Consider the following 18,971-nt stretch of genomic DNA (forward strand, 5'->3'; position numbering starts at 1 on the left):
GATGAGGATCAGCATCATGCCGATCCCGGTGGCGACAATCGGCGTGCCCGTCCACCTGCTGACCCGATCCAACACCGGCTGGAGGTTTGCATGTTGCGCCAGGCCTACCCGCGTGATCATTATTATCGTACGCGCGATGATGCTGTTCAGCGTCGCGACGACGGCGCTCGCGCTCAGACGGTTCGTATCCTTTCAATGGGAGGCCTGAAAGCGACCTCCCATCGGATGAAATTAATCAGACCCACGTCGTTATGAGTCAACGGGGAAGTCGGTCGAGACCGAGACGGCGCGCCATTCGGAGAGAATGGCGTTGTCCTGTGCATGCTTCTTTTCGATCGCTGCGACGGTATCACTACCGAGCGGGAGGCGGACCGGCGGATTGGGGGCGTCAGCGAAGGCGATCAGGACCTCTGCCAGTTTTTGAGGGTTGCCCGGCTGGTTGTGGCTGAGTCCGGCCGCTATCGTGCGGACCTTGCCAGCGGTCGCTTCGTAGTCGCCAATGATATTGCCGCTCACCGACAAGGACGAACTGTCGAGGAAATCCGTGCGGAAATAACCCGGCTCGATGACGGTGACATGGATGCCAAGCGGCGCCAGTTCGTCATGCAGGGCTTCGCTCAGCCCCTCGACGGCGAATTTGGTCGAGGAGTAAACCCCGAAACCTGCTGCGCCGCGATAGCCGCCGATCGACGAGATATTCAGGATGCGGCCGGAACGGGCCCGGCGCATAAAGGGCAGGACGGCGCGGGTCACGTTGAGGAGACCAAAGACGTTGGTGCGGTATACAGCCTCGACCTCAGCCACGGTTGCTTCTTCGACGGCACCCATCAATCCGAACCCAGCATTGTTGAGCAGGATATCGATGCGGCCGAAGCGCTCGATCCCTGCTTTGACCGCTGTGGTTGCCTGTCTGTCGTCGGTCACATCGAGGACGACCGGAAGCAGGTTGGGATGCTCGCCGAACCGATCGGTGATCGCTTTGGGATTGCGGGCGGTAGCGACGACGGCGTCGCCCTGTGCAAGAGCGCGTGTGGTGACGAGGGCGCCAAAGCCGCGCGAGGCGCCGGTGATGAACCAGATTTTCATGAGGGTGTTCCTTGATGCTGGATTGATGGGGAAAGCGTTGGGCCGGGGGCTCAAGGGCGCGGCGATGTGATGGTGCAGAATGTCAATTCCATGTCGCGGGCCAGCAGCTCCGGAAAGCGCGCCATGACGGCTTTGGTGTAGGGCTGCTCAAAATGCGCATCGAGATCAGCGCGCGATCGCCAGTTCTCATAGAGAATCCAGACGCTGGGATCATGGTTGTCGCGGTGCAGGTGATAGTCGATCGATCCCCCCTCGGCGCGGGTCGGTAAGACCAGAGCCTGCAACGCTTCGCCAAGCGTCGCGGCACAGCCCGGCTTGGCCGTCAGCCTGGCAATCAAAGTCAACGTTTCGGTCATGTCAGTCTCCCTTGAAGGCGTCTGCGGGGTAAACGGCTTCCCACCCTGCGGTCGGGTCCGTCGCCAGCGTCCAGATTGTGTCGGCTGCCTCTCTCGCCTCTGTCGATCCGGGGCCGACGAGTGTGGCGATTGTCGCCACCGCGATGCGGATGCCGCGTTCGGCGAGAGGGCCGGCCAGACCTTCGACGACATTTCTAAGGGCCGCCTTGCCAAGGCCGAGACTGGCATAGCCGGCATGGGGTGAGACGGCGAGGCCGCCACCTGTGACCAGTATCGTACCGCCGCGGGCACCGAACAACTCAACGGATGCCCGGATCGTGTGAAGGCCGGCAGCGACATTGGTGGCGAGGTCGTCCGTGACCTCATCGTCGCGCATGCTGAACAGATCCTGTTCACGCACGAACGCGGCATTGAAAAGGACCGCCGTCAGCCCGCCGGTGATCCGGTCGCCCTTGGCGACCGCCTTGCGCAGTGCGATCGGGTCGGTCGCATCTGCTTGCAAAATCGAGACGTGGAGACCTTGCCCGGAAAGGGTTCTGGACAGACCGGTGAGACGAGCGGCATTGCGAGCGGTGAGCACGACATGCCAGCCTTCCCGTCCGAATTTCTCCGCAACAGCCTGCCCGATGCCGGGGCCGGCGCCGATAATCATGATGGAGTTCGTCATGGGATATTCTCCTGATGTGCTGGCCATCGCGATGCCGTGACGGCCAGCCGGGTGAGAAAGGGTCACGGCAGGACTTCCGCCAGCTCGATCAGATTGCCGAAGGGATCGCAGAAGAAGGCGAGGCGGCGGCTGATTGCCAAAAGCTCGAACGGCTCGGTCACGATGGTGACGCCGCGCGCCCGCAATTCCTCGACAGTGGCGTCGACGCTTGCGACATTCAGGCAGAAATGGTGGTAGCCGGCATATTTGAGGCTATCGCCGAGATCGGTATAAGGGCGGACCTCCGCCGGCGCCGGATCGCCGCCACCCAGGATTTCCACATAGAAATGGTCGTCAGTCGCGGGTGCGAGATAGGCCAATTGTTCGTCGGCGTAGTCCCATTCGGCAACGACACGGAAGTCGAGTTTCTCGACATACCAGCGCTTTGCGGTTTCGAGGTCCGGCGTGCGGACGGCAACGTGATGACCGCGCATGTCGGCAAAGGGTGATGCAGTGTTGTGGGCGGGAGGAATGAAGTCGGCCATTGTCCTATCTCCTGTGTGGTTCGGCACAAGCGCCGGTTTGCGAGGAGAAATCTGGACCTTTTCAACGATCAGGATTAGAGAGATAATTTTCCTCTCAATGATGAGTGAGATTTGACAATGCGCAGTACGGATCTCTCTGAACTCGCGGCCTTCGATGCGGTCGCCCGTCACCGCAACTTTCGCCGTGCCGGTGAAGAGCGCGGGGTGACGGCCTCGGCGATCAGCCATGCGGTGGGTAATCTCGAGGCACGCGTCGGCATTCGTCTGCTCAATCGAACGACCCGCAGCGTGTCGCTGACTGATGCCGGGGCAATGTTGCTTGCGCAACTGTCGCCCGCCTTCGGCGAGATCGGCTCGGCGCTCGATGCCCTCAACCAGTTTCGCGATACGCCTTTTGGCAAGGTTCGCATCAATGCGCCCAATTCGGTCGCACCGTTCGTATTCCGGTCAGTCATCGGTCCTCTGATTGCAGAAAATCCCGGGCTTCAGCTGGAAATCGTCGCTACCGACCGGCTTGTCGACATTGTGGAGGAGGGGTTCGATGCCGGCATCCGTCTTGGAGAAAGTCTGCGCGATGGCATGACGGCTGTGAAGATCAAACCGCGGCTTCGGTTTGCCGTCGTGGGCTCAACAAGCTATTTCGAACGTTATCCGCTTCCTAAAACCCCGGATGATCTGCGTGGCCATGTCTGCATCCGCAATATTTATCCAAGCGGCAAACCCTACCCTTGGGAGTTCAGCCGCGCTGGCAAGATCATCGAATTCGAGCCGACCGGATCTCTGTCGCTCGATGACCATGAACTGATGGTCGAGGCGGCACTTTCGGGCGTGGGGCTGGCTTACGTCTGGGAAGAGCGCGCGCGTTCCTATGTCCAGAGCGGCAGCCTGGTCGAATGCCTGGCATCCTGGAGTGCGCCCGAGGACTGGCTCTATCTCTATTACCCGACGCGGAAATACCTGTCGGCCGGCCTGCGCGCCGTCATTGATGCGCTGCGTGTGTGAAGGGACTGCAGCCCGACGGTTCGATTTCTATGAAGGCGCTAAACCTCGTCGAGCGAACTAAGGCGAGATTGGTGGCCACTCGTGAAGTGGGGAATGTTAATTCGGCACTTCTGAGGAAGCTTCGCTCGACATTGACAGGTTTTTCGCTGATGGCACGCTTGCGATCAAGACGGGTACCAGCGTTCATGAGGGACAAGGTTTCTTGGGTGCCCAATGGCTTTACGTGATGCAAGAGCAACGCGAGAAAGTCATGCAGGAAACTGGCATCTGTGTTTAAGGTTGGGGTAGCTGCGAGGCTTTCAGTTGGCTGCCACACAGATGACCGGACAGGTGATGACATGACAGAGCTGATGCTTAGGTTTGGCGTCGCTATCGCCATAGGGCTGCTGGTCGGGTTGGAACGGGGCTGGCGTGAACGCGACGAACTGGAAGGCAAGCGTGTTGCCGGCATAAGAACGTTCTCAATCACGGGACTGCTCGGCGCTGTGATCGCAGCTCTCTCCCAACTGTCTGGGGCTCCCTGGATGCTTGTTATTGGATTTTCAGTGTTGGGTGCATTAGTCGGCTGGTTCCAGTTTTGGAAGGCGAGTCAGGACGAAGATTTCAGCGTCACGGTCGTAATTGCGGCGCTGTGTGTCTTCGCATTGGGTGCACTCGCTGTTGTCGGTGATTACAAAGTGGCCGCCGCTGGTGGAGCAGCTTTGGCAGGGCTTCTGGCCAGCAGGGAAATCCTCCATTCTCTGCTGAAGCGGTTGACATGGCCTGAAGTCAGGTCGGCGGTCCTCCTGGCTGGGATGACCACAATCGTACTGCCGCTGCTGCCGAACCGGACCATTGATCCGTGGGGTGGATTAAATCCTCACGAGGTTTGGCTGTTCACCGTCCTGACGGCCGCACTGTCCTATCTCGGCTACATTGCTGTCCGCATGCTTGGACCGACGAAGGGTACCCTTATCACTGGACTGTCGGGCGGCATTATCTCATCGACATCGGTCACCGTCGCCTTGGCGAAAAGCGCACATGGTGTAATGAATGCCTTTCCACTGGCGGGCGGGGCTTCGCTTGCAGCAATGGTCTCGATTATCCGTGTCTGCATCGTAGTCGCTCTGCTGAAACCTGATTTGCTAAAGATAATTGCGCCATCGGCGATTGCTGCAGCGTTGGCATTTGGCCTGTGCGGTTTGCTATTGCTTTCGTTCGGGCACGCGCAGAAGGCCGACGAGAGCTCGCTCCCCCGCAATCCTTTTGACCTTATGCAGTTGCTGATATTTGCTGCAGGTTTCGCGGTTGTTTCAACGCTCAGCGCGGCCTTGGTCGAGCGATTTGGGTCAGTCAGTGTTCTTGCGAGTTCTGCTCTGTCTGGCGTGTTCGATGTCGATGTTGCCGTGCTGAGTGCAATTCGCCTCGATGGTGCTATCATTTCGACAGGTCAGGTAGGAGAGGCTATCCTCATGGCAATAGTCGCAAACGGGGCTGGACGCCTTTCACTGGCAATGGTCGCCGGACCCAGTCGATTTTGGCTTCCCCTTTCCGGAGCGACGTTGCTTGCAGCGGGAATTGGCGCGGCCGTCTTCTTTGTCACCGATTTCTCGTGATCCTGCAAACTAGGGATGTTGAGTCAGTCATAGGAAGGGACACTGATTCATTGCCGGGTGTTAGAAAGATGACTGGTCCTGGATAGTCCAAGCCTGTGCTTGAGGAGATTTGTGGAAGCCTCCGGGTGCACAAGAGAATTCTTCTGATATGACTTCTGAGTTTGGTGCGGACATGTGTTCCGCTTCTTTCGCGGCAGAACATAACCGCCAGCCAGTATGGAATACGTAGGCTCGGTCTACTTCACGCTTGTGTGCTCATGACCGAAGCCCGTTAAACGCATTCTCACCGATATTTGGTCGGTAAGTTAAACCGCTTGCGCCACCATCCTCATATTACTGTCCATTCCTGACAACGTGGCCTGTCAGGATTGGATCGTTGAACAGCTTATGAAGCTCCCGCTCAAGCTGATCCTGCGTATAAGGCTTGCCGAGCCGGGAAACGTCAAGATCAACTCCAGGCGGCAGTTCTGCATAGCCCGAGGCGATGAGTATCGGAAGCTTTGGGACAATATGGCGCACTGCAATTGCCAGATCTCCGCCGGTCATACCAGGCATTGAATAGTCGGTGATCAGGAGGTCAAAGCCGGTTCCGTCTCCCAGCTGTTCCAGTGCCTCTTTCCCCGAATGCGCTTCAACGACATCGTGACCGAGGTCCATCAGCATATCGGCTGAGCTCATCGCTATGAGAGGGTCGTCATCCACCAGCAGTATTCGTTTCGGTCCTGATGCGCTCGCGGTCGGGCCAGCCGAGACCTCAATCGCTGCGGAGTCATTTGTGATTTCGGATGTCGAGATTGGGATCCACAGTTCCGCCCTTGTGCCCTTACCCAGTTCGCTTGTCAGCTTGAGGTCGCCTTTCAACTGGGACGCCAGGCCATGGATCATGGAAAGACCAAGTCCGGTGCCTTTTCCAAGTTCCTTGGTCGAAAAAAACGGCTCGATAGCCTTTTGCAGTGTGTCACGATCCATTCCGTGGCCCTGGTCGACGACCGAGAGGGCGACGTAATTGCCTGCCGCAAGCTCACCGGCCTGGACGTTCTGATGGACATGGTCCAGCCCGATAACGATCTCGCCTCCGTCAGGCATGGCATCACGGGCATTGACAACGAGATTGAGGAGCGCGAGCTCGACCTGGTTGGCGTCGGCCGAGACCAGAGGAAGGTGATCTGGCACGTCAGTTTTGATCACCACGGTCGAGCCGACGGACCTTTTCAGAAGGTCTTCCATTCCGGTAACCAGCGCTCGCATATCGACCGGGTCAATGCGTAGGTCCTGCCTGCGCGAGAAAGCGAGAAGCCGTTGGGTGAGGGAAGCGCCACGTTTTGCGCCCTGTTGGGCACCCTCGATGAGGCGGATTGCCCTTGCGTCATTGCCAACGCACTTTCGCAGCAACTCAAGATTACCGAGGACGGCCATCAGGAGGTTGTTGAAATCGTGCGCCACGCCGCCGGTGAGTTGGCCGATCGCTTCCATCTTCTGGGACTGGCGCAAGTGTTGCTCAGCTCGTTCTCGTTGGCTTACCTCTTCCATGACAGTAGCATATGCTTCTTCCAGTTCACGCGTTCGCTCCGCGACGCTCTCTTCCAGAACCTCATTCAACTGCCGTTGATGCTCTTCCGCTTTCAGACGTGAGGTTATGTCGGCCGATACGCCAACAAGCTTGATGGCCTTGCCAGTGCGGTCCCTGTAGAGCTGGGCACGGATCTCCACCCAGTGGGTAGACCCGTCATTCCAGACCGTTCGGTATTCTATCGCGTAGTCGGCGCCCGTTTCGATCGTTGCTCGAACAGCCAACTGCATGCGCTCGAAGTCATCAGGATGGACCGATGCTAAGAGGTCCGCATAGGAAAACTCTTCGTCGGGACCGCGGCCAAAAATTAATCGACATGTTGCCGAAGTGGTCAGTTCATTGGTTGCAAGATCGAGCTCCCACGCGCCAAGCCGGCCGGCGGCAAGGGCCGTCTGGAGGCGACGCTCGCCTTCATCGAGTGCTTCCATTCGGGCCCGGGCATCGAACTGCCGCCGGCGACCGCGCATGGCCGACCGGGCAACACTTATGAAAGTCGTCGCATGAAAAGGTCGCTCGACAAAGCTCACATTTCCCAGAACCTCAGAGAGCCTCGCCGCAGTCGGGTTGCGTTCAGGTCCTCCGCCGCGGTTTGTCAGGATAATGAATGGCAAATCAGACCAACTGGGCTGCGCTGCGATCCAAGCAAAAATCCCTTTCAGGTCCGCTGAACGAAATGCCTCCTCGGTCAACACAGCGAAGGCGATGTTGTCCCCCAGACCTGCGACAAACGACGCAATGTCAGCCACGGTGGTGGAAGATACACCAGCTTCCTTCAGGAGTGACGCTGCAATTTGCGCATCGCGGCCGATCGGAGCATAGACAAGTGCGCGTGTGTCGCCGTTAGGAATTCTTGCTACCCTCCCCGTTGAGAGGAAGAAGCGGGTGTTGATCGCCGACAAAGTTTGGAACGCCGCGAAGGATGCCCTGGAAGTCGGAAAGTGGTTCTCCGAGGGTCAGTCCGTTGCCGGATATTCTGAACTCACGGATCGTGTCTTCGTGAGGGCCTGTGCGCTTCTTGATCACTGATACGGCGCGACGCACTTTTCCGAGCGCCTCGAAATATCTCAGAAGGATGACGCTATCTGCCAGATAAGTGACATCGACGGGCGATTTCATGTCCCCGACGAGGCCATGCTGGGCGACCGTCAGGAATGTGTTGGCTCCCTGCCTGTTGAGGTACTGTAGCAGTTCGTGCATGTGCAAGATGAGAGCATTCTCTTCCGGCATGGAAGCCTGGTAGCCATTGATGCTGTCGATCACCACTGTCTTGGCATCGAAAGTTGATACCCGGTCGCGCACACGCTGTGCAAATTCCCCCGGTGATAGTTCGGCGGCATCGAGTTGCTCGATGTGGACGTGCCCATCTGCCTGCAGCTTCTCCAAGTCGATACCCATTGATCTGGTGCGTGCGTAAAGGAGACCAAGTTCCTCATCGAAAATGAAGACCGCAGCCTTTTCCCCACGCTCGACTGCGGCGTTGACGAACTGCAGAGCAAACAGGCTCTTTCCGGTTCCAGCAGGGCCGATGAGGAGAGTGCTTGATCCACGCTCCACGCCCCCACCGAGAAGGCCGTCGAATTGGGAAAGACCGCTCGACAGGGTCGTTCGTTCGAATTCGGTTCTGTGCTCAATCGCGCGAAGGCGCGGAAAAACTGCAACGCCACCAGTCTTGATAGTGAAATCATGATAGCCGCCGCGAAACGACTGACCGCGATACTTGATCACTCTCAACCGACGCCGCTCGGAGCCGTAATCGGGAGCAAGCTGTTCGAGATGAATGACACCGTGGACTACGCTATGGACCGTCTTGTCAAAATTTTCCGACGTCATGTCATCAAGCAGCAGCACCGTTGCATCGGAGCGAGCGAAGAAGTGTTTCAATGCGAGGATTTGTCTGCGGTATCGCAACGAACTCTGCGCTAGAAGGCGAATTTCAGAGAGGCTATCAATTACGACGCGCTGGGGTTTGATCCGCTCAAAGGCTTGGAAAATCAGTTTTGTCGTTTCACCCAACTCGAGATCTGAGGAGTAGAGCAGGCTTTGCTGTTGCTCGGCGTCGAGAAGGCTTTCCGGGGGGACGAGTTCAAATATCTCGATCCCGCTACCAATCTCCATGCCATGCGATCTGGCGCAATCGCGCAATTCTTCGTCCGTTTCCGACAGGCTGATGTAAAGGCAGCGCTCGCCGCGTATTTCTCCTTCAATAAGGAACTGCAAAGCAATCGTTGTTTTGCCCGTCCCTGGAGAGCCCTCAAGTAAAAAGACATGCCTGCGCGTAAAGCCACCGGAAAGAACATCATCCAGTCCCTTGACGCCAGTTTCTGCTTTTTGACTTAAAACCTGATGCATGTTTCCTCCGGACTTTCTAAAACATCTAGGGCGCGACCTCAGGAGAATCAAGGGCGTAGCGGCGGGAGTGTCTGAGCCCGGACTGCCAATGACGCCCGCCTCAGCGCCGCAGCGCGCAGCGTTTGGCGACGGTTGGCACCGTAATTTGTAGAGGCCTGAAGCTGACTTCGCCGGGTACGCGTGGCTCTTTCGGGAGTAATCTGCGGAGGTCAGGTCACAAACAGCATGATCTCGATTGCGTCCCCGGGGAAGAAGGTTCTTCTTCCGAAGACTGGATCAACCTTAAGCACTGAAGCAAACCCTCCTCAGTTGCGTGTTTTCAATGGCACGCGCTTTGTGTCCACTCGGACGCCACGGTCTTCGTGATCCGCACCAGCGATCGCTATGAAGATTGGGATGGTAGCGACGATTAGCCAGAACTGCTCTTCCGTTCATCGAGGGTGGCCACGGAAGGCGCTGGCGATGGTGCCGACCTAGTGGTGCCCTTTGCTATGCATAAAAACACCATCGGTGGGTGACACCGAAACGTTGGAAGAGACTTGGCGCGAGAAAGCCCCTGGTTCACGTTTGCGCCGCTCGAAGAACGACTTCAGCGGCCCCGTTTCTGGTTGCCGCTGAACATGCCGCCACGATATACCTGGACGTCAGTATCGAACGAGAACAAGACGATATCGGTCTCGGTCAATGCCGTTGGATGTTGTTCGAACGAGGTCACGAACACGCTCTCTCCGTCGGAGACCGTCTCGTTTCCAAATCGAATTTTCCCCTTGAAGACAAAGAGCAGGCAAGCCAACCCGGAGTTATCAGGGGTTGGCAATCTCAGCGTCGTGCCTGCGCTGAGGCGCACGTCAAAGACCCAGACATCGGATCTTACCGTCAATGGCGCTTTTCGTGGCCCTGCAATCAGTCTCCAGCTATCGTCACTGAATTCATCGACGAAATCATGAAACTGCACCATTGGCTCAAGATTTTGAGCGTTAGGACGCAGGAAAATCTGTAGGGCCCGGACGGGTGTTTCCCCAAGCATAAGCTCTTCATGCTGGAAGTGATGGCCGGCGTTCATCATCATGAAACGTGTCTTGTCGAGCTTTTTCTCGTTTCCGACGGTGTCTCGGTGCAGCATCTCGCCGCCGCGCATGTAGGTCAGTATTTCGTCGTCCTTGTGCGGATGCATGCCTATGAGATGACCCGGCTGAACCTGGGCGCGGTCAATCCTGCCGATGGGACCGATCCCGCTGTCGTCGGTTGTCAGTGACAGCCCCGGATACATGATCTCGACGCCGAAGCCCTGGCCTATATTGCCGCGCATACGTCCTGCAGGGATTTTGGTGATGGTCATTGGACTGTTTCCTTCGATCTCGGGCGCGGGCGACAATCGCCCGCGCCGAACGCAGCGACTTGCGCTGTCAGTGGTAGTTCAGGATACCGACGAGCTTCTGGCCGAGCGGGCTCGTCCAGTCGACGGCGAGTTCCGAGATGATCTGGTCGACAGTGGTGATAATTGCGCCTGCGTTTTCCATGCGCCTCAGGGCGATATCGTCGCCGTATTTGGTGTAAGAGGCGGATGCGTCCGCCGAGACCTGCACCTCGTAACCTTCGTCAAGCATCTGGAGGACCGGAAAGGTGACGCAGATTTCCGTGGTCACGCCTGCGACGAACAGCTTGTTGCGGCCGATCGCCTTGACGGCCTGGTTGAAGCCGTCGTGGTGCATGGCGTTGACGATACCCGGGCGCTTGATGCGGGCTTCGAACGCCTCGGGCAGGATTTCCTTGAGTTCCGGAATCAGCGGCCCCTGGATTTGTTCTTCCATGCTGGACGTCAGGATGGTCGGGATGTTGGCGGCTTTGGCGATCCGGGCGAGCTTGAGTGCGTTCTGCTTGACCAGGTTGATGTCGTGGGAGTGGGTCCAGGCCATCGTGCCGATCTGATGGTCGATCAGCAGCATGGCGGAATTCTCGGGAGTAAAGACGTCCTTATGCATTGTCGTATTCCTTTTTGCGTTGTCGGCGGCTGTCGGGTTGGATTTAGGTCCGCTCGATGAGTGGAATTTAGCGTTGCGATAGACGGCACGGTAGCTCTAGGATGAGCCACTCTGTGGAACGGAAAATGGAACGCAATAATGGTCAGCTTCGAAGATATGCAGACTTTCGTTGAGGTCGCCGATGGCGGCGGGATCACGGTTGCGGCGCGACGTCTCGGATTGCCGAAATCCATCGTCAGCCGTCGCCTCGTTCGTCTAGAGAGCGAGCTGGGCGTCCAGCTCCTCGCCCGGACCACACGAGGTGCATCGCTGACGGAGGCTGGAGCGTCGTTTCGCGAGCATGCCGCGCGCATGTGCCTGGAAATGGAGGTTGCGCGCGAGGAGATTGCGCCGACCGGGGAGCTTCGGGGACGGCTGCGCGTCGCCGTTCCGTCATCCTTCGGTCCGCGGCATTTTGCGCCAGCGCTCGCCGAACTGGCCCGCCAGCATCCGCTCTTGCAGCTCCATGCGCACTACAGCGACCGTTACGTCGATCTGGTGGCGGAAGGCTTTGATTGCGGGATACGTGTCGGTTATCTGCAGGACTCGAACCTGACGGCGAGGAAGATCGGTGCATTCGCGGCTGGATTGTTTGCCAACCCCGAATACCTCCGGAAGCATGGCGTCCCGCGAAAGCCTTCCGATCTGCTTGACCATCAGGCGATCCTGCAGGGCACCGAGAGCTGGAAGGTGTCCGATGGCAGCCGAACCATCGTCATCAATGCGCAGGGAAGGTTCAAGGCGGATAGTGCCCTTGGCATTGCCGAAGGGACGGCAGCCGGACTGGGCATCGCTGCACTGCCGGTTGTGATCGCGGAAAGCTATGTTGCCGCAGGGACCCTTGTGCCGATTATGTCGGACTACGGCCTGCCGGAGATCGGCGTTTACATCGTGCGTCCGCCAGGATCGCACGTGTCCCGGAAGGTCAGAGTGCTAATCGACTTCTTCGTGCAGCGCTTCGCGGCAAAGCCCGGTCCCTGACGCGGACGACCGGTCATGCCTTCGTGGATTGACAGCGACCCTGGAAGGAAACTCCCCAGTCGCGCATCGCCATCAGCACGGGGGCCAGCGTTTTTCCGAATTCGGTGAGGGAATATTCGACGCGCGGAGGGACCTCGGCGAAGACCTCGCGGCTCACGATCCCGTCGGCCTCGAGTTCGCGGAGCTGCATCGTGAGCGAGCGCTGGCTCGGATCGCCGACCAGGCGGCGCAGCTCTCCAAACCGGTACGGACCGTCGAGTAGACGATAGATGATCATCGGCTTCCACTTGCCGCCCGTGACATCGACGGTAACTTCTACCGGGCATTTTGGGCCAACAGCCATTCAGTTCTCCATTAGTGCACTTTTTATTCCTATAGGCAAAACTGTTGCCTACTTGCAAGTTTGCCTGTGTCACGCCCAGATGGAAGCCACATTTAGGAGAGGTGTGTTATGCGAGCTGCGTTCTACGAACGGCAAGGAACTGCGAGAGAAGTATTGACCGTTGGCGAGCTTCCCGATCCCCAGCCCGGGGCGGGGGAAGTCCGGGTCAGGATCGTGGTCTCGGGCATCAATCCTTCGGACATCAAGACGCGTGTCGGCTTCGGCGGTAAGGCCATGCCATTTCCCAGAATCGTTCCGCATCAGGACGGGTCGGGCGTCATCGACAGTGTCGGCCCCGGCGTGTCGCAGGAACGTATAGGCGAGCGGGTGTGGGTCTACATGGCCCAGACGGGGAGGGCGTTCGGGACGGCTGCGGAATTCGTCGTGGTGCCGTCGAGGCAGGCAGTCAGGCTGGCCGACAACGTGCCCTTCGGGGTCGGTGCGTCGTTCGGCGTCCCCGCGATGACGGCGCATCGATGCCTGTTTGCCGATACAAACCTGCGAGGTAAGCGGGTTCTCGTGCACGGTGGCGCCGGTGCGGTCGGTAACGCCGCCATTCTTCTTGCAAAGTGGGCAGGGGCGTGGGTGGCGGCAACGGTGAGCCGCGACGAACAGGCAGACGTTGCCCGCGCAGCCGGAGCCGATCTCGTCGTCAACAGGCATGCCGGTGATGTTGCTGTGAAAATAAGGTCGGCGACCGATGGTCACGGCGTCGACCGTATTGTCGACGTGGACATCTCCGCCAACATCGACACGGCAATCGCCTGCCTTGCGCGTGACGGGGGCGTGTCGGCTTACTCCACGGGATCGCCGCAAGCCAGGCTCTCGATCCCGTTCTTTCCGGCGCTCGTTGGTGGCTTTTCTTTCCGTTTCGTCTACGTCTATACGATGCCGGAAACAGCGATGCGCGATGCTGTCGAGGAAGTCTCGGCCTGCGCGGCTTCGGGAGCCTACGTTCCCAAGATCGCCGTAACGCTCGGGCTTGATCAGATTGCCGAGGCCCATGAACTGCAGGAAAGCGGCAAGGCCATTGGCAAGATTCTGATTGGTTTTTGATCTGCCCGCTGCGCCCGGATCAGTTCAGGAGACGGTTCTCACGCAGGCGGGCAACTGCCATGTCAACGAAAGCCCGCACCTTTGCGGGTGCATTCCGACCCTCTGGATGCATGATGTGGATAGGCAGGGGCGGCTCTTCAAACTCGCTGAGCACGATCTGAAGGTCGCCCGCCATAAGGTCAGGGCCTATCTGGTAGTTCAGCACGCGCGTCAGTCCCCAGCCCTCGCGTGCGGAGGTTATGGCCGCTTCGTTGGTGTTGCACTGAAGAGCAGCGTCTATCGTCACGCGGAAATCGTCGGAAAAGCGCCATTCAGGGGAGGCCCAGGCGCTGGTGGACGCCGCGATGCGATGATCCTTGAGGTCGGATGGCGTTGTCGGAATGCCATGTCGGTCAAAGTATGCCGGTGAACCACACACGACACGCCTGACGCTCCCGACCTTTATGGCGGAGAGGCCGGAGTCGGGGAGGTGACCAATGCGGACAGCGACATCGATGCCTTCATCGACAATATTGACAGGCCGGTCGATAAACAGGGTTCGCGCCTTCATGGTTGGAAATGCGTCCAGAAAGCCCGTCACGACGGGCAGCACATACATCTGCCCGAACATGACCGAAGCAGTTACGGACAGGGTGCCTGTCGGTGTAGCGTAGGAGCCTCCCGCTGCCGCCTCTGCTTCAGCAATGTCTGACAAAATCTTGCGGCAGTCCTCGAAATACCGGGCACCCGCCTCGGTCATTTTTACCGAACGGGTCGTTCGCACGAACAGGCGTGCTCCGATGATATCTTCCAGGGCTGCAACAGACCGTGTGACGGCAGGAGCACTCATGTGCATCTGGCGGGCGGTATCTGCGAAACTTTCGGTCTCCGCTACTTTCACGAAAATCCGCATTGCCTGCCAACGATCCATCCGGTCCCCCATGCCCTCGATACGGTGTCCATAGTAGAATCCTGGACGACAAGACCGCAAGCCGTCCGCGGCATGGATTAGCTGCCAGCGACCTGTCGGTTGGCAGCAGCAAGGTGCTCGATTTCGACGCAGCTTCGCTCACAAAGGCCAGCGGCGCTTGCACGTGCACGTGTGTGCTCATTGATCGCGAGCGCAAACGCTATGGCCCTCGCTATTTTCAGATCGAAGCTCAGGCCACGGCGTGCCAGATCGATTTCCGCACCCGTCAGCCCAAGCGCACGGCTATCGTCTTCCTGCTTGCGCTTCCGCGACAGGTCGCCGCTCGATGCGGTAAGAGCGAGTTCAACGGACACTCGAACTCGCTCGTTGAGTTTGAACGACGGCATTGACGAGGCCAACGGACCGACGCCCGGCTCAAAAGCCGAAGTCGCTGAGACCGGGATGGTCGTCAGGCCTTCGGCCGAGCGGCCAGTGAAACCTGCGGTCGGCTTCAGCGATCGGGTGTTCGTTGATGCTGGCGTGACGCGCCCGCATCAGGCCGTCTTCGGCAAACTCCCAATTCTCGTTCCCGTAGGCCCGGAACCACTGGCCGCTGTCATCATGATATTCGTAGGCGTAGCGCAACGCGATCCTGTTGCCCGTGAATGCCCAGAGTTCCTTGATCAGGCGGTAGTCGAGTTCCCTGTTCCACTTGCGGCCCAGAAAGGCCTCGGCTTCATCGCGGCTCGTTACGAATTCGGCACGGTTGCGCCAGCGAGTATCCACCGTGTAGGCGAGCGCTACCCTGGCAGGATCGCGGCTGTTCCAGCCATCTTCCGCAAGGCGGACCTTTTCGATGGCGCTCTGTTCAGTGAAAGGGGGAAGCGGGGGACGGGACATTGTGATGGCTCCAGGTTTCGTAAGGGGAGGGAAGGATGACGGCTCTCGCGTCACCCCGTCCTGAATGTCATGCCGCAAGACGATCGATACGCGGGAAATCGATCTCGGTATCGAGGGCTTCGTTGACGTAGTTTGTAAAGGTATTAAGCGCGACATGCGCAATGATCTCGACGATTTCCGCGTCGCTGTAGCCGGCGTCCCGAACTTTTACGATTTCCCCAGGTGCCACCGAGCCACGCGCGGTCGTCAGGGCGCGGGCGAATTCGACGGCTGCCGCAGCCTTGGCGTCGTTCGATGTTCCGCGGCGGTTCGAAGCGATCTCCGCTTCATCGAGCTTGGCGAACTTCGCTCCGGTGAAGGTGTGCGCCGAAAGGCAGTAGTCACAACCGTTGGCTTCGGCCATAGCCAGGGCGATCCTTTCCCGAGTGGCGGGTGCAAGCTTGCCCTTGCCGAGCGCACCCTGCAACGAGGCGAGGCCGTTGAGGGCCGCTGGGCTGTTGGAGACGAGGCGGAAGATATTCGGCACGGAGCCGATCTGCTTCTGGATGGTCTCCAGGATCGGCCGTGAGGCTTCGGGCGCCTCCTCAATCGTGGCGGGGGTAGGAATGCGTGACATGGTATTCTCCTTTAATGGTTTTGAGAGACGTCGCTCTCTGATCCTCAAGATGATTGGTAACCGGTTGTTGTTGAACGTCGAAAAGCAGGAAGGGACTGTTGCGTCAGGCGTAGTAATGTTGGTTTAGACGGCGATCTGGATGCCGCCTTCCTGGCTCGCTGGAATGGCACAGCAAAGGAGGATCTCGTCATCGTCAACCTTCGCTGTCGGCTCCTTCAGGTACGTCACAGCGCCTTTGACGAGTTTTGTCTTGCAAGTACCGCAATTGCCTTCGCGGCAACTGAACTCGGGCTGAAGACCGCGTGCTTCTGCAAGTTCCAGCAGCGTTCCGGAGCCGGGCGCCCAGCGGGCCTCCTTCAGAGAGTTCGTGAATATGACAGGCACCGGCTTGTCGGATGGCAGCGCACGCAAAGGGGCGGCCCTGGCATCTTTGGCCTCTACAGACCGAACCAGCGACGAGGGCCCGAACGCTTCCGCGTGGATACGATCGTCTGCAATGTTGTAGCCGCGTAAACCGTCATAGAGCGCCTGCGTAAACTGCGGCGGACCACACAGATAGAAGTCGTAGTCGTTGAACGGCAGATGCTTGGTGAGCATAGCCATGTCGATACGGCCGGCAGTATCGTAGTCGGAGCCCTCTGTGGCATCGCCGATGTCGCTGAGAACTCGCACTAACCGGACCACGCCCTTGGCCGCAGCCACGAGTTCGGCGATCTCCTTGTCGAAAGGTCGCTCGGCTTTCGTGCGGGCAGCGTGGAACAACGTGATCGGCCGGATGCGCTGTTTGCGAATTCCCTCGTAGACGACATGACGGAGCATGGCGAGCAGCGGCGTGATGCCGACACCACCGGCAAGGAGCACTGCAGGGCGCGTGGCACGGGCGTCAACACCGAACCCCCCTGCGGGGGGCCGCGCCTCAATCACGTCGCCAACGGAGATGCTGTCGTGCAGAAACTGCGACACGAGCCCATCGCGTTTGACACTGATGCGGTAGATGCCATCGGACGGTGCGACAGACAGGGTGTAGGTCCTGATAACAGGCCGCTCGCTTCCCGGCAGCACCAGCCGGATCGGGAGGTGCTGCCCGGCAGCATGCGGCAGCAACCCCAAGCCGTCGCTTGGCTGGAGATGGATCGAGCGGATCGTCGTGCTTTCCTCGACGATCCTGGTGACCGTCATCGGCCGCCACGTGTCTGAAAGTGCGGTGGCACGCATCCGGTCTGCTGCCTGCGCCCAGTTCCCGGTCATCAGAGAATTCGGCGACCATCCATCCTTCTGAAATGCCCAGCGAAGTGCGAGTGCATTCGGTCTCCGGACGATCCGGGTCGGCCTGAACGTCCAGAGCCGTTCCGCGCCCTGGAAGGCCGCAATCTCGGGTGATTCCAGGATGACGTCGGCTTCGCCTGTCATCTGCAGGACATCGCCCGTCGCGAAGTCTACGAAGAGCAGACCTGCTTTCTTGTTCAGCAGAATATTCCCCAGCGTCGAGAAGAAAAGGTTTCCGTCGAAATCGGGAATTGTCAGAACGTCATCATCGCCAACGCGGACGAAGCCGGCATTCCCGCCGCGATGCGACACGTCAACCTGTCGCCTGTCTTCGCGGTCGACATAGGAGGCAACGAAGAACGCGTCCGCAGTCTTGATCGTGGAGCGAGCAAGGTCATCAAGCTCGGACAGGTCTTCACGCTGGTTCTGGCTTGGTTGGCCGGGTGCTCTCTCGAATTGGAAATCCCGCAATTGTATGTAGCGCGGGCAGTTGCCGAAGCTCTGATCCACATCGATCCGATAACCGTTCGCTGCGGTGGAGACAAAGCCGTTCATGCGATTTCGGCGACGCGTGTGCATCTCGATGCCGAGCAGGCCGATCGGTTTGCCGTCTGCCATTCCTTCGCTGGCGGGGTCGCTTGGCTCCAAGGTAGAGCGGATATCGAGCGTGGTCGCCGTAGGGGAGGACATGAAGCCGGGTGGGCCCTCGACAAAGGTGGCCCAGGCGTCATCGTGGCCATCCACACTGCCAAGGACGATGAACGGGAGCTGGGCATAGAAGTCCCGATGCTGATCCGGCATGAAATCGCGAACGACCCGTTGGCCGACGACCTCCATACGCTCGGCGACACCGACTTTTTCCTGGATGAACTTCTCGCCTTCGTGCCAGGTCGGCAGTTTTGTCAAAGTGTCGGTCATGTCAGCTCTCCTAAGAAGGGATCGGGCACGCTTCGGCGCGCACCCGAATGCGGATCAGGCGGCGAGGCCAACCGGAGTCCCGATAAAGTCCACGAAGCCCGGAAGCGCTTCGATACGACGAAGCAGCCTGTTGACCGCAGGATAAGTTGAGAGATCCACGTTGCCTTCAGGGGCGCGGGCCACGTAGCTGTAGATTGCGACGTCGGCGATCGTCGGGCGTTCGCCTACCAGCCATTCTCGGTCGGAAAGCTGAGTTTCTAGTTTTCCAAGGACCGCATGGGCGCGACTAATGACTTCTTCCGGATTGAACTTGGCACCAAAGACGGTGACCAGGCGGGCCGCCGCCGGACCATAAGCGATCTCACCGGCAGCTACCGACAACCAGCGTTGGACCGCTGCGGCGCTCTTCAGGTCATCGGGCAGCCAGTCCGTCCGTCCGGTTTTCTTGGCAAGGTAGACCAGGATCGCGTTGGAATCCGATACGTATTCGCCGTCGTCGTCGAGAACCGGAACCTGGCCAAACGGGTTCATCTTGAGGAAATCGGGCGTCTTGTGCGCGCCGGACATGAGGTCCACCTCAACCAGCTCATGCGGCAGGTTGATCAGTGAAAGGAACAGACGGGCCCGATGCGAGTGGCCCGACAAAGGATGATGATAGAGTTTCATTGTGCGCTCCTGCGAGTATCGTTCGGGTCAATTCCCGATCCGCACCTGCAGATTGCTATTATTACGTGGTGATGAGAACGATCGTGCTTCACACTTCATCATTACACCAGGTGCAACAATGGCCACC

The 18,971-nt window shown here is 58.8% G+C and carries 20 protein-coding genes; 5 read left to right on the top strand and 15 right to left on the bottom strand.

From position 1 onward, the window contains the following. The first annotated feature begins 1 nt into the window (after position 1). The gene (locus G6L97_RS25450) at positions 2-208 is read left to right on the top strand and encodes a hypothetical protein (RefSeq protein ID WP_065703999.1); all 207 of its coding nucleotides are present in this window, start codon (positions 2-4) and stop codon (positions 206-208) included. Positions 209-249: 41 nt separating this feature from the next. Here G6L97_RS25450 and G6L97_RS25455 read toward each other — a convergent pair whose 3' ends face one another. From G6L97_RS25455 to G6L97_RS25470, 4 genes are read right to left on the bottom strand one after another with little or no spacing between them, the layout of a single operon-like run. Beyond that, positions 250-1,086: an oxidoreductase gene (locus G6L97_RS25455; RefSeq protein ID WP_272438509.1), complete on the bottom strand. Its 837-nt coding sequence runs from the start codon at positions 1,084-1,086 to the stop codon at positions 250-252. A 50-nt stretch (positions 1,087-1,136) separates the two neighbouring features. Continuing rightward, complete coding sequence (locus tag G6L97_RS25460; RefSeq protein ID WP_174004801.1) at positions 1,137-1,442, bottom strand: putative quinol monooxygenase; 306 nt, start codon at positions 1,440-1,442, stop codon at positions 1,137-1,139. Position 1,443: 1 nt separating this feature from the next. Continuing rightward, positions 1,444-2,175, bottom strand: a complete 732-nt coding sequence (locus G6L97_RS25465; protein ID WP_272438510.1) for an SDR family NAD(P)-dependent oxidoreductase — start codon at positions 2,173-2,175, stop codon at positions 1,444-1,446. Beyond that, entirely contained in the window at positions 2,172-2,633 is a 462-nt protein-coding gene (locus tag G6L97_RS25470; RefSeq protein ID WP_013637024.1) for a VOC family protein, read from the bottom strand. The genes G6L97_RS25465 and G6L97_RS25470 overlap by 4 nt, the downstream gene beginning before the upstream one ends. 117 nt (positions 2,634-2,750) lie before the next feature. Here G6L97_RS25470 and G6L97_RS25475 point away from each other — a divergent pair, with 117 nt between their 5' ends. Further along, the gene (locus G6L97_RS25475; protein ID WP_003517057.1) at positions 2,751-3,635 is read left to right on the top strand and encodes a LysR family transcriptional regulator; all 885 of its coding nucleotides are present in this window, start codon (positions 2,751-2,753) and stop codon (positions 3,633-3,635) included. Between the two features lie 338 nt (positions 3,636-3,973). Then, positions 3,974-5,230, top strand: a complete 1,257-nt coding sequence (locus G6L97_RS25480) for an MgtC/SapB family protein (protein ID WP_003517054.1) — start codon at positions 3,974-3,976, stop codon at positions 5,228-5,230. A 333-nt stretch (positions 5,231-5,563) separates the two neighbouring features. Here G6L97_RS25480 and G6L97_RS25485 read toward each other — a convergent pair whose 3' ends face one another. From G6L97_RS25485 to G6L97_RS25500, 4 genes are all read right to left on the bottom strand, one after another. Continuing rightward, positions 5,564-7,699, bottom strand: coding sequence for a hybrid sensor histidine kinase/response regulator (locus tag G6L97_RS25485; RefSeq protein WP_236773690.1), 2,136 nt, complete (start codon positions 7,697-7,699; stop codon positions 5,564-5,566). Further along, entirely contained in the window at positions 7,641-9,149 is a 1,509-nt protein-coding gene (locus G6L97_RS25490; protein WP_003517052.1) for an ATPase domain-containing protein, read from the bottom strand. Before G6L97_RS25490 ends, G6L97_RS25485 begins: the two co-directional genes overlap by 59 nt. Positions 9,150-9,738: 589 nt before the next feature. After that, complete coding sequence (locus G6L97_RS25495; protein WP_003517051.1) at positions 9,739-10,488, bottom strand: pirin family protein; 750 nt, start codon at positions 10,486-10,488, stop codon at positions 9,739-9,741. Positions 10,489-10,555: 67 nt separating this feature from the next. After that, positions 10,556-11,131 (bottom strand): isochorismatase family protein, encoded by a 576-nt coding sequence (locus G6L97_RS25500; protein ID WP_174004281.1) that lies wholly within the window; start codon positions 11,129-11,131, stop codon positions 10,556-10,558. A 138-nt stretch (positions 11,132-11,269) separates the two neighbouring features. Between G6L97_RS25500 and G6L97_RS25505 the strand changes: the two genes are divergently transcribed. Continuing rightward, positions 11,270-12,151: a LysR family transcriptional regulator gene (locus G6L97_RS25505; protein ID WP_013637529.1), complete on the top strand. Its 882-nt coding sequence runs from the start codon at positions 11,270-11,272 to the stop codon at positions 12,149-12,151. Positions 12,152-12,164: 13 nt separating this feature from the next. On the opposite strand, the gene G6L97_RS25510 is transcribed toward G6L97_RS25505, so the two are convergent. Then, entirely contained in the window at positions 12,165-12,494 is a 330-nt protein-coding gene (locus tag G6L97_RS25510) for a winged helix-turn-helix transcriptional regulator (RefSeq protein WP_003517048.1), read from the bottom strand. A gap of 108 nt (positions 12,495-12,602) precedes the next feature. Here G6L97_RS25510 and G6L97_RS25515 point away from each other — a divergent pair, with 108 nt between their 5' ends. After that, complete coding sequence (locus G6L97_RS25515) at positions 12,603-13,589, top strand: NADPH:quinone reductase (protein WP_013637530.1); 987 nt, start codon at positions 12,603-12,605, stop codon at positions 13,587-13,589. Positions 13,590-13,608: 19 nt separating this feature from the next. Here the strand turns inward: G6L97_RS25515 and G6L97_RS25520 are convergent, their stop codons facing one another. From G6L97_RS25520 to G6L97_RS25545, 6 genes are all read right to left on the bottom strand, one after another. Further along, the gene (locus G6L97_RS25520) at positions 13,609-14,499 is read right to left on the bottom strand and encodes a LysR family transcriptional regulator (RefSeq protein ID WP_076844223.1); all 891 of its coding nucleotides are present in this window, start codon (positions 14,497-14,499) and stop codon (positions 13,609-13,611) included. Positions 14,500-14,576: 77 nt separating this feature from the next. After that, positions 14,577-14,852 (bottom strand): hypothetical protein, encoded by a 276-nt coding sequence (locus tag G6L97_RS25525; RefSeq protein WP_065687678.1) that lies wholly within the window; start codon positions 14,850-14,852, stop codon positions 14,577-14,579. 61 nt (positions 14,853-14,913) lie between these two features. Next, positions 14,914-15,378, bottom strand: a complete 465-nt coding sequence (locus G6L97_RS25530; RefSeq protein ID WP_174004279.1) for a nuclear transport factor 2 family protein — start codon at positions 15,376-15,378, stop codon at positions 14,914-14,916. Positions 15,379-15,445: 67 nt separating this feature from the next. Continuing rightward, positions 15,446-15,994 (bottom strand): carboxymuconolactone decarboxylase family protein, encoded by a 549-nt coding sequence (locus tag G6L97_RS25535; protein WP_025591651.1) that lies wholly within the window; start codon positions 15,992-15,994, stop codon positions 15,446-15,448. A 123-nt stretch (positions 15,995-16,117) separates the two neighbouring features. Then, the gene (locus tag G6L97_RS25540; protein ID WP_174004277.1) at positions 16,118-18,178 is read right to left on the bottom strand and encodes a 2Fe-2S iron-sulfur cluster-binding protein; all 2,061 of its coding nucleotides are present in this window, start codon (positions 18,176-18,178) and stop codon (positions 16,118-16,120) included. A 54-nt stretch (positions 18,179-18,232) separates the two neighbouring features. Next, positions 18,233-18,844, bottom strand: a complete 612-nt coding sequence (locus G6L97_RS25545; protein ID WP_065687675.1) for a glutathione S-transferase family protein — start codon at positions 18,842-18,844, stop codon at positions 18,233-18,235. Positions 18,845-18,971 lie beyond the last annotated feature (127 nt).

The sequence above is a fragment of the Agrobacterium tumefaciens genome, from assembly GCF_013318015.2.
GTDB classification, from domain to species: Bacteria; Pseudomonadota; Alphaproteobacteria; order Rhizobiales; family Rhizobiaceae; genus Agrobacterium; species Agrobacterium tumefaciens.

Excerpts from the sequence above, each read along its gene's own strand:
- G6L97_RS25450 (WP_065703999.1), top strand. The coding sequence starts at position 2 with ATGAGGATCAGCATCATGCCGATCCCGGTGGCGACAATCGGCGTGCCC.
- G6L97_RS25455 (WP_272438509.1), bottom strand. The coding sequence starts at position 1,086 with ATGAAAATCTGGTTCATCACCGGCGCCTCGCGCGGCTTTGGCGCCCTC.
- G6L97_RS25460 (WP_174004801.1), bottom strand. The coding sequence starts at position 1,442 with ATGACCGAAACGTTGACTTTGATTGCCAGGCTGACGGCCAAGCCGGGC.
- G6L97_RS25470 (WP_013637024.1), bottom strand. The coding sequence starts at position 2,633 with ATGGCCGACTTCATTCCTCCCGCCCACAACACTGCATCACCCTTTGCC.
- G6L97_RS25475 (WP_003517057.1), top strand. The coding sequence starts at position 2,751 with ATGCGCAGTACGGATCTCTCTGAACTCGCGGCCTTCGATGCGGTCGCC.
- G6L97_RS25480 (WP_003517054.1), top strand. The coding sequence starts at position 3,974 with ATGACAGAGCTGATGCTTAGGTTTGGCGTCGCTATCGCCATAGGGCTG.
- G6L97_RS25490 (WP_003517052.1), bottom strand. The coding sequence starts at position 9,149 with ATGCATCAGGTTTTAAGTCAAAAAGCAGAAACTGGCGTCAAGGGACTG.
- G6L97_RS25495 (WP_003517051.1), bottom strand. The coding sequence starts at position 10,488 with ATGACCATCACCAAAATCCCTGCAGGACGTATGCGCGGCAATATAGGC.
- G6L97_RS25500 (WP_174004281.1), bottom strand. The coding sequence starts at position 11,131 with ATGCATAAGGACGTCTTTACTCCCGAGAATTCCGCCATGCTGCTGATC.
- G6L97_RS25505 (WP_013637529.1), top strand. The coding sequence starts at position 11,270 with ATGGTCAGCTTCGAAGATATGCAGACTTTCGTTGAGGTCGCCGATGGC.
- G6L97_RS25510 (WP_003517048.1), bottom strand. The coding sequence starts at position 12,494 with ATGGCTGTTGGCCCAAAATGCCCGGTAGAAGTTACCGTCGATGTCACG.
- G6L97_RS25515 (WP_013637530.1), top strand. The coding sequence starts at position 12,603 with ATGCGAGCTGCGTTCTACGAACGGCAAGGAACTGCGAGAGAAGTATTG.
- G6L97_RS25520 (WP_076844223.1), bottom strand. The coding sequence starts at position 14,499 with ATGGATCGTTGGCAGGCAATGCGGATTTTCGTGAAAGTAGCGGAGACC.
- G6L97_RS25530 (WP_174004279.1), bottom strand. The coding sequence starts at position 15,378 with ATGTCCCGTCCCCCGCTTCCCCCTTTCACTGAACAGAGCGCCATCGAA.
- G6L97_RS25535 (WP_025591651.1), bottom strand. The coding sequence starts at position 15,994 with ATGTCACGCATTCCTACCCCCGCCACGATTGAGGAGGCGCCCGAAGCC.
- G6L97_RS25540 (WP_174004277.1), bottom strand. The coding sequence starts at position 18,178 with ATGACCGACACTTTGACAAAACTGCCGACCTGGCACGAAGGCGAGAAG.
- G6L97_RS25545 (WP_065687675.1), bottom strand. The coding sequence starts at position 18,844 with ATGAAACTCTATCATCATCCTTTGTCGGGCCACTCGCATCGGGCCCGT.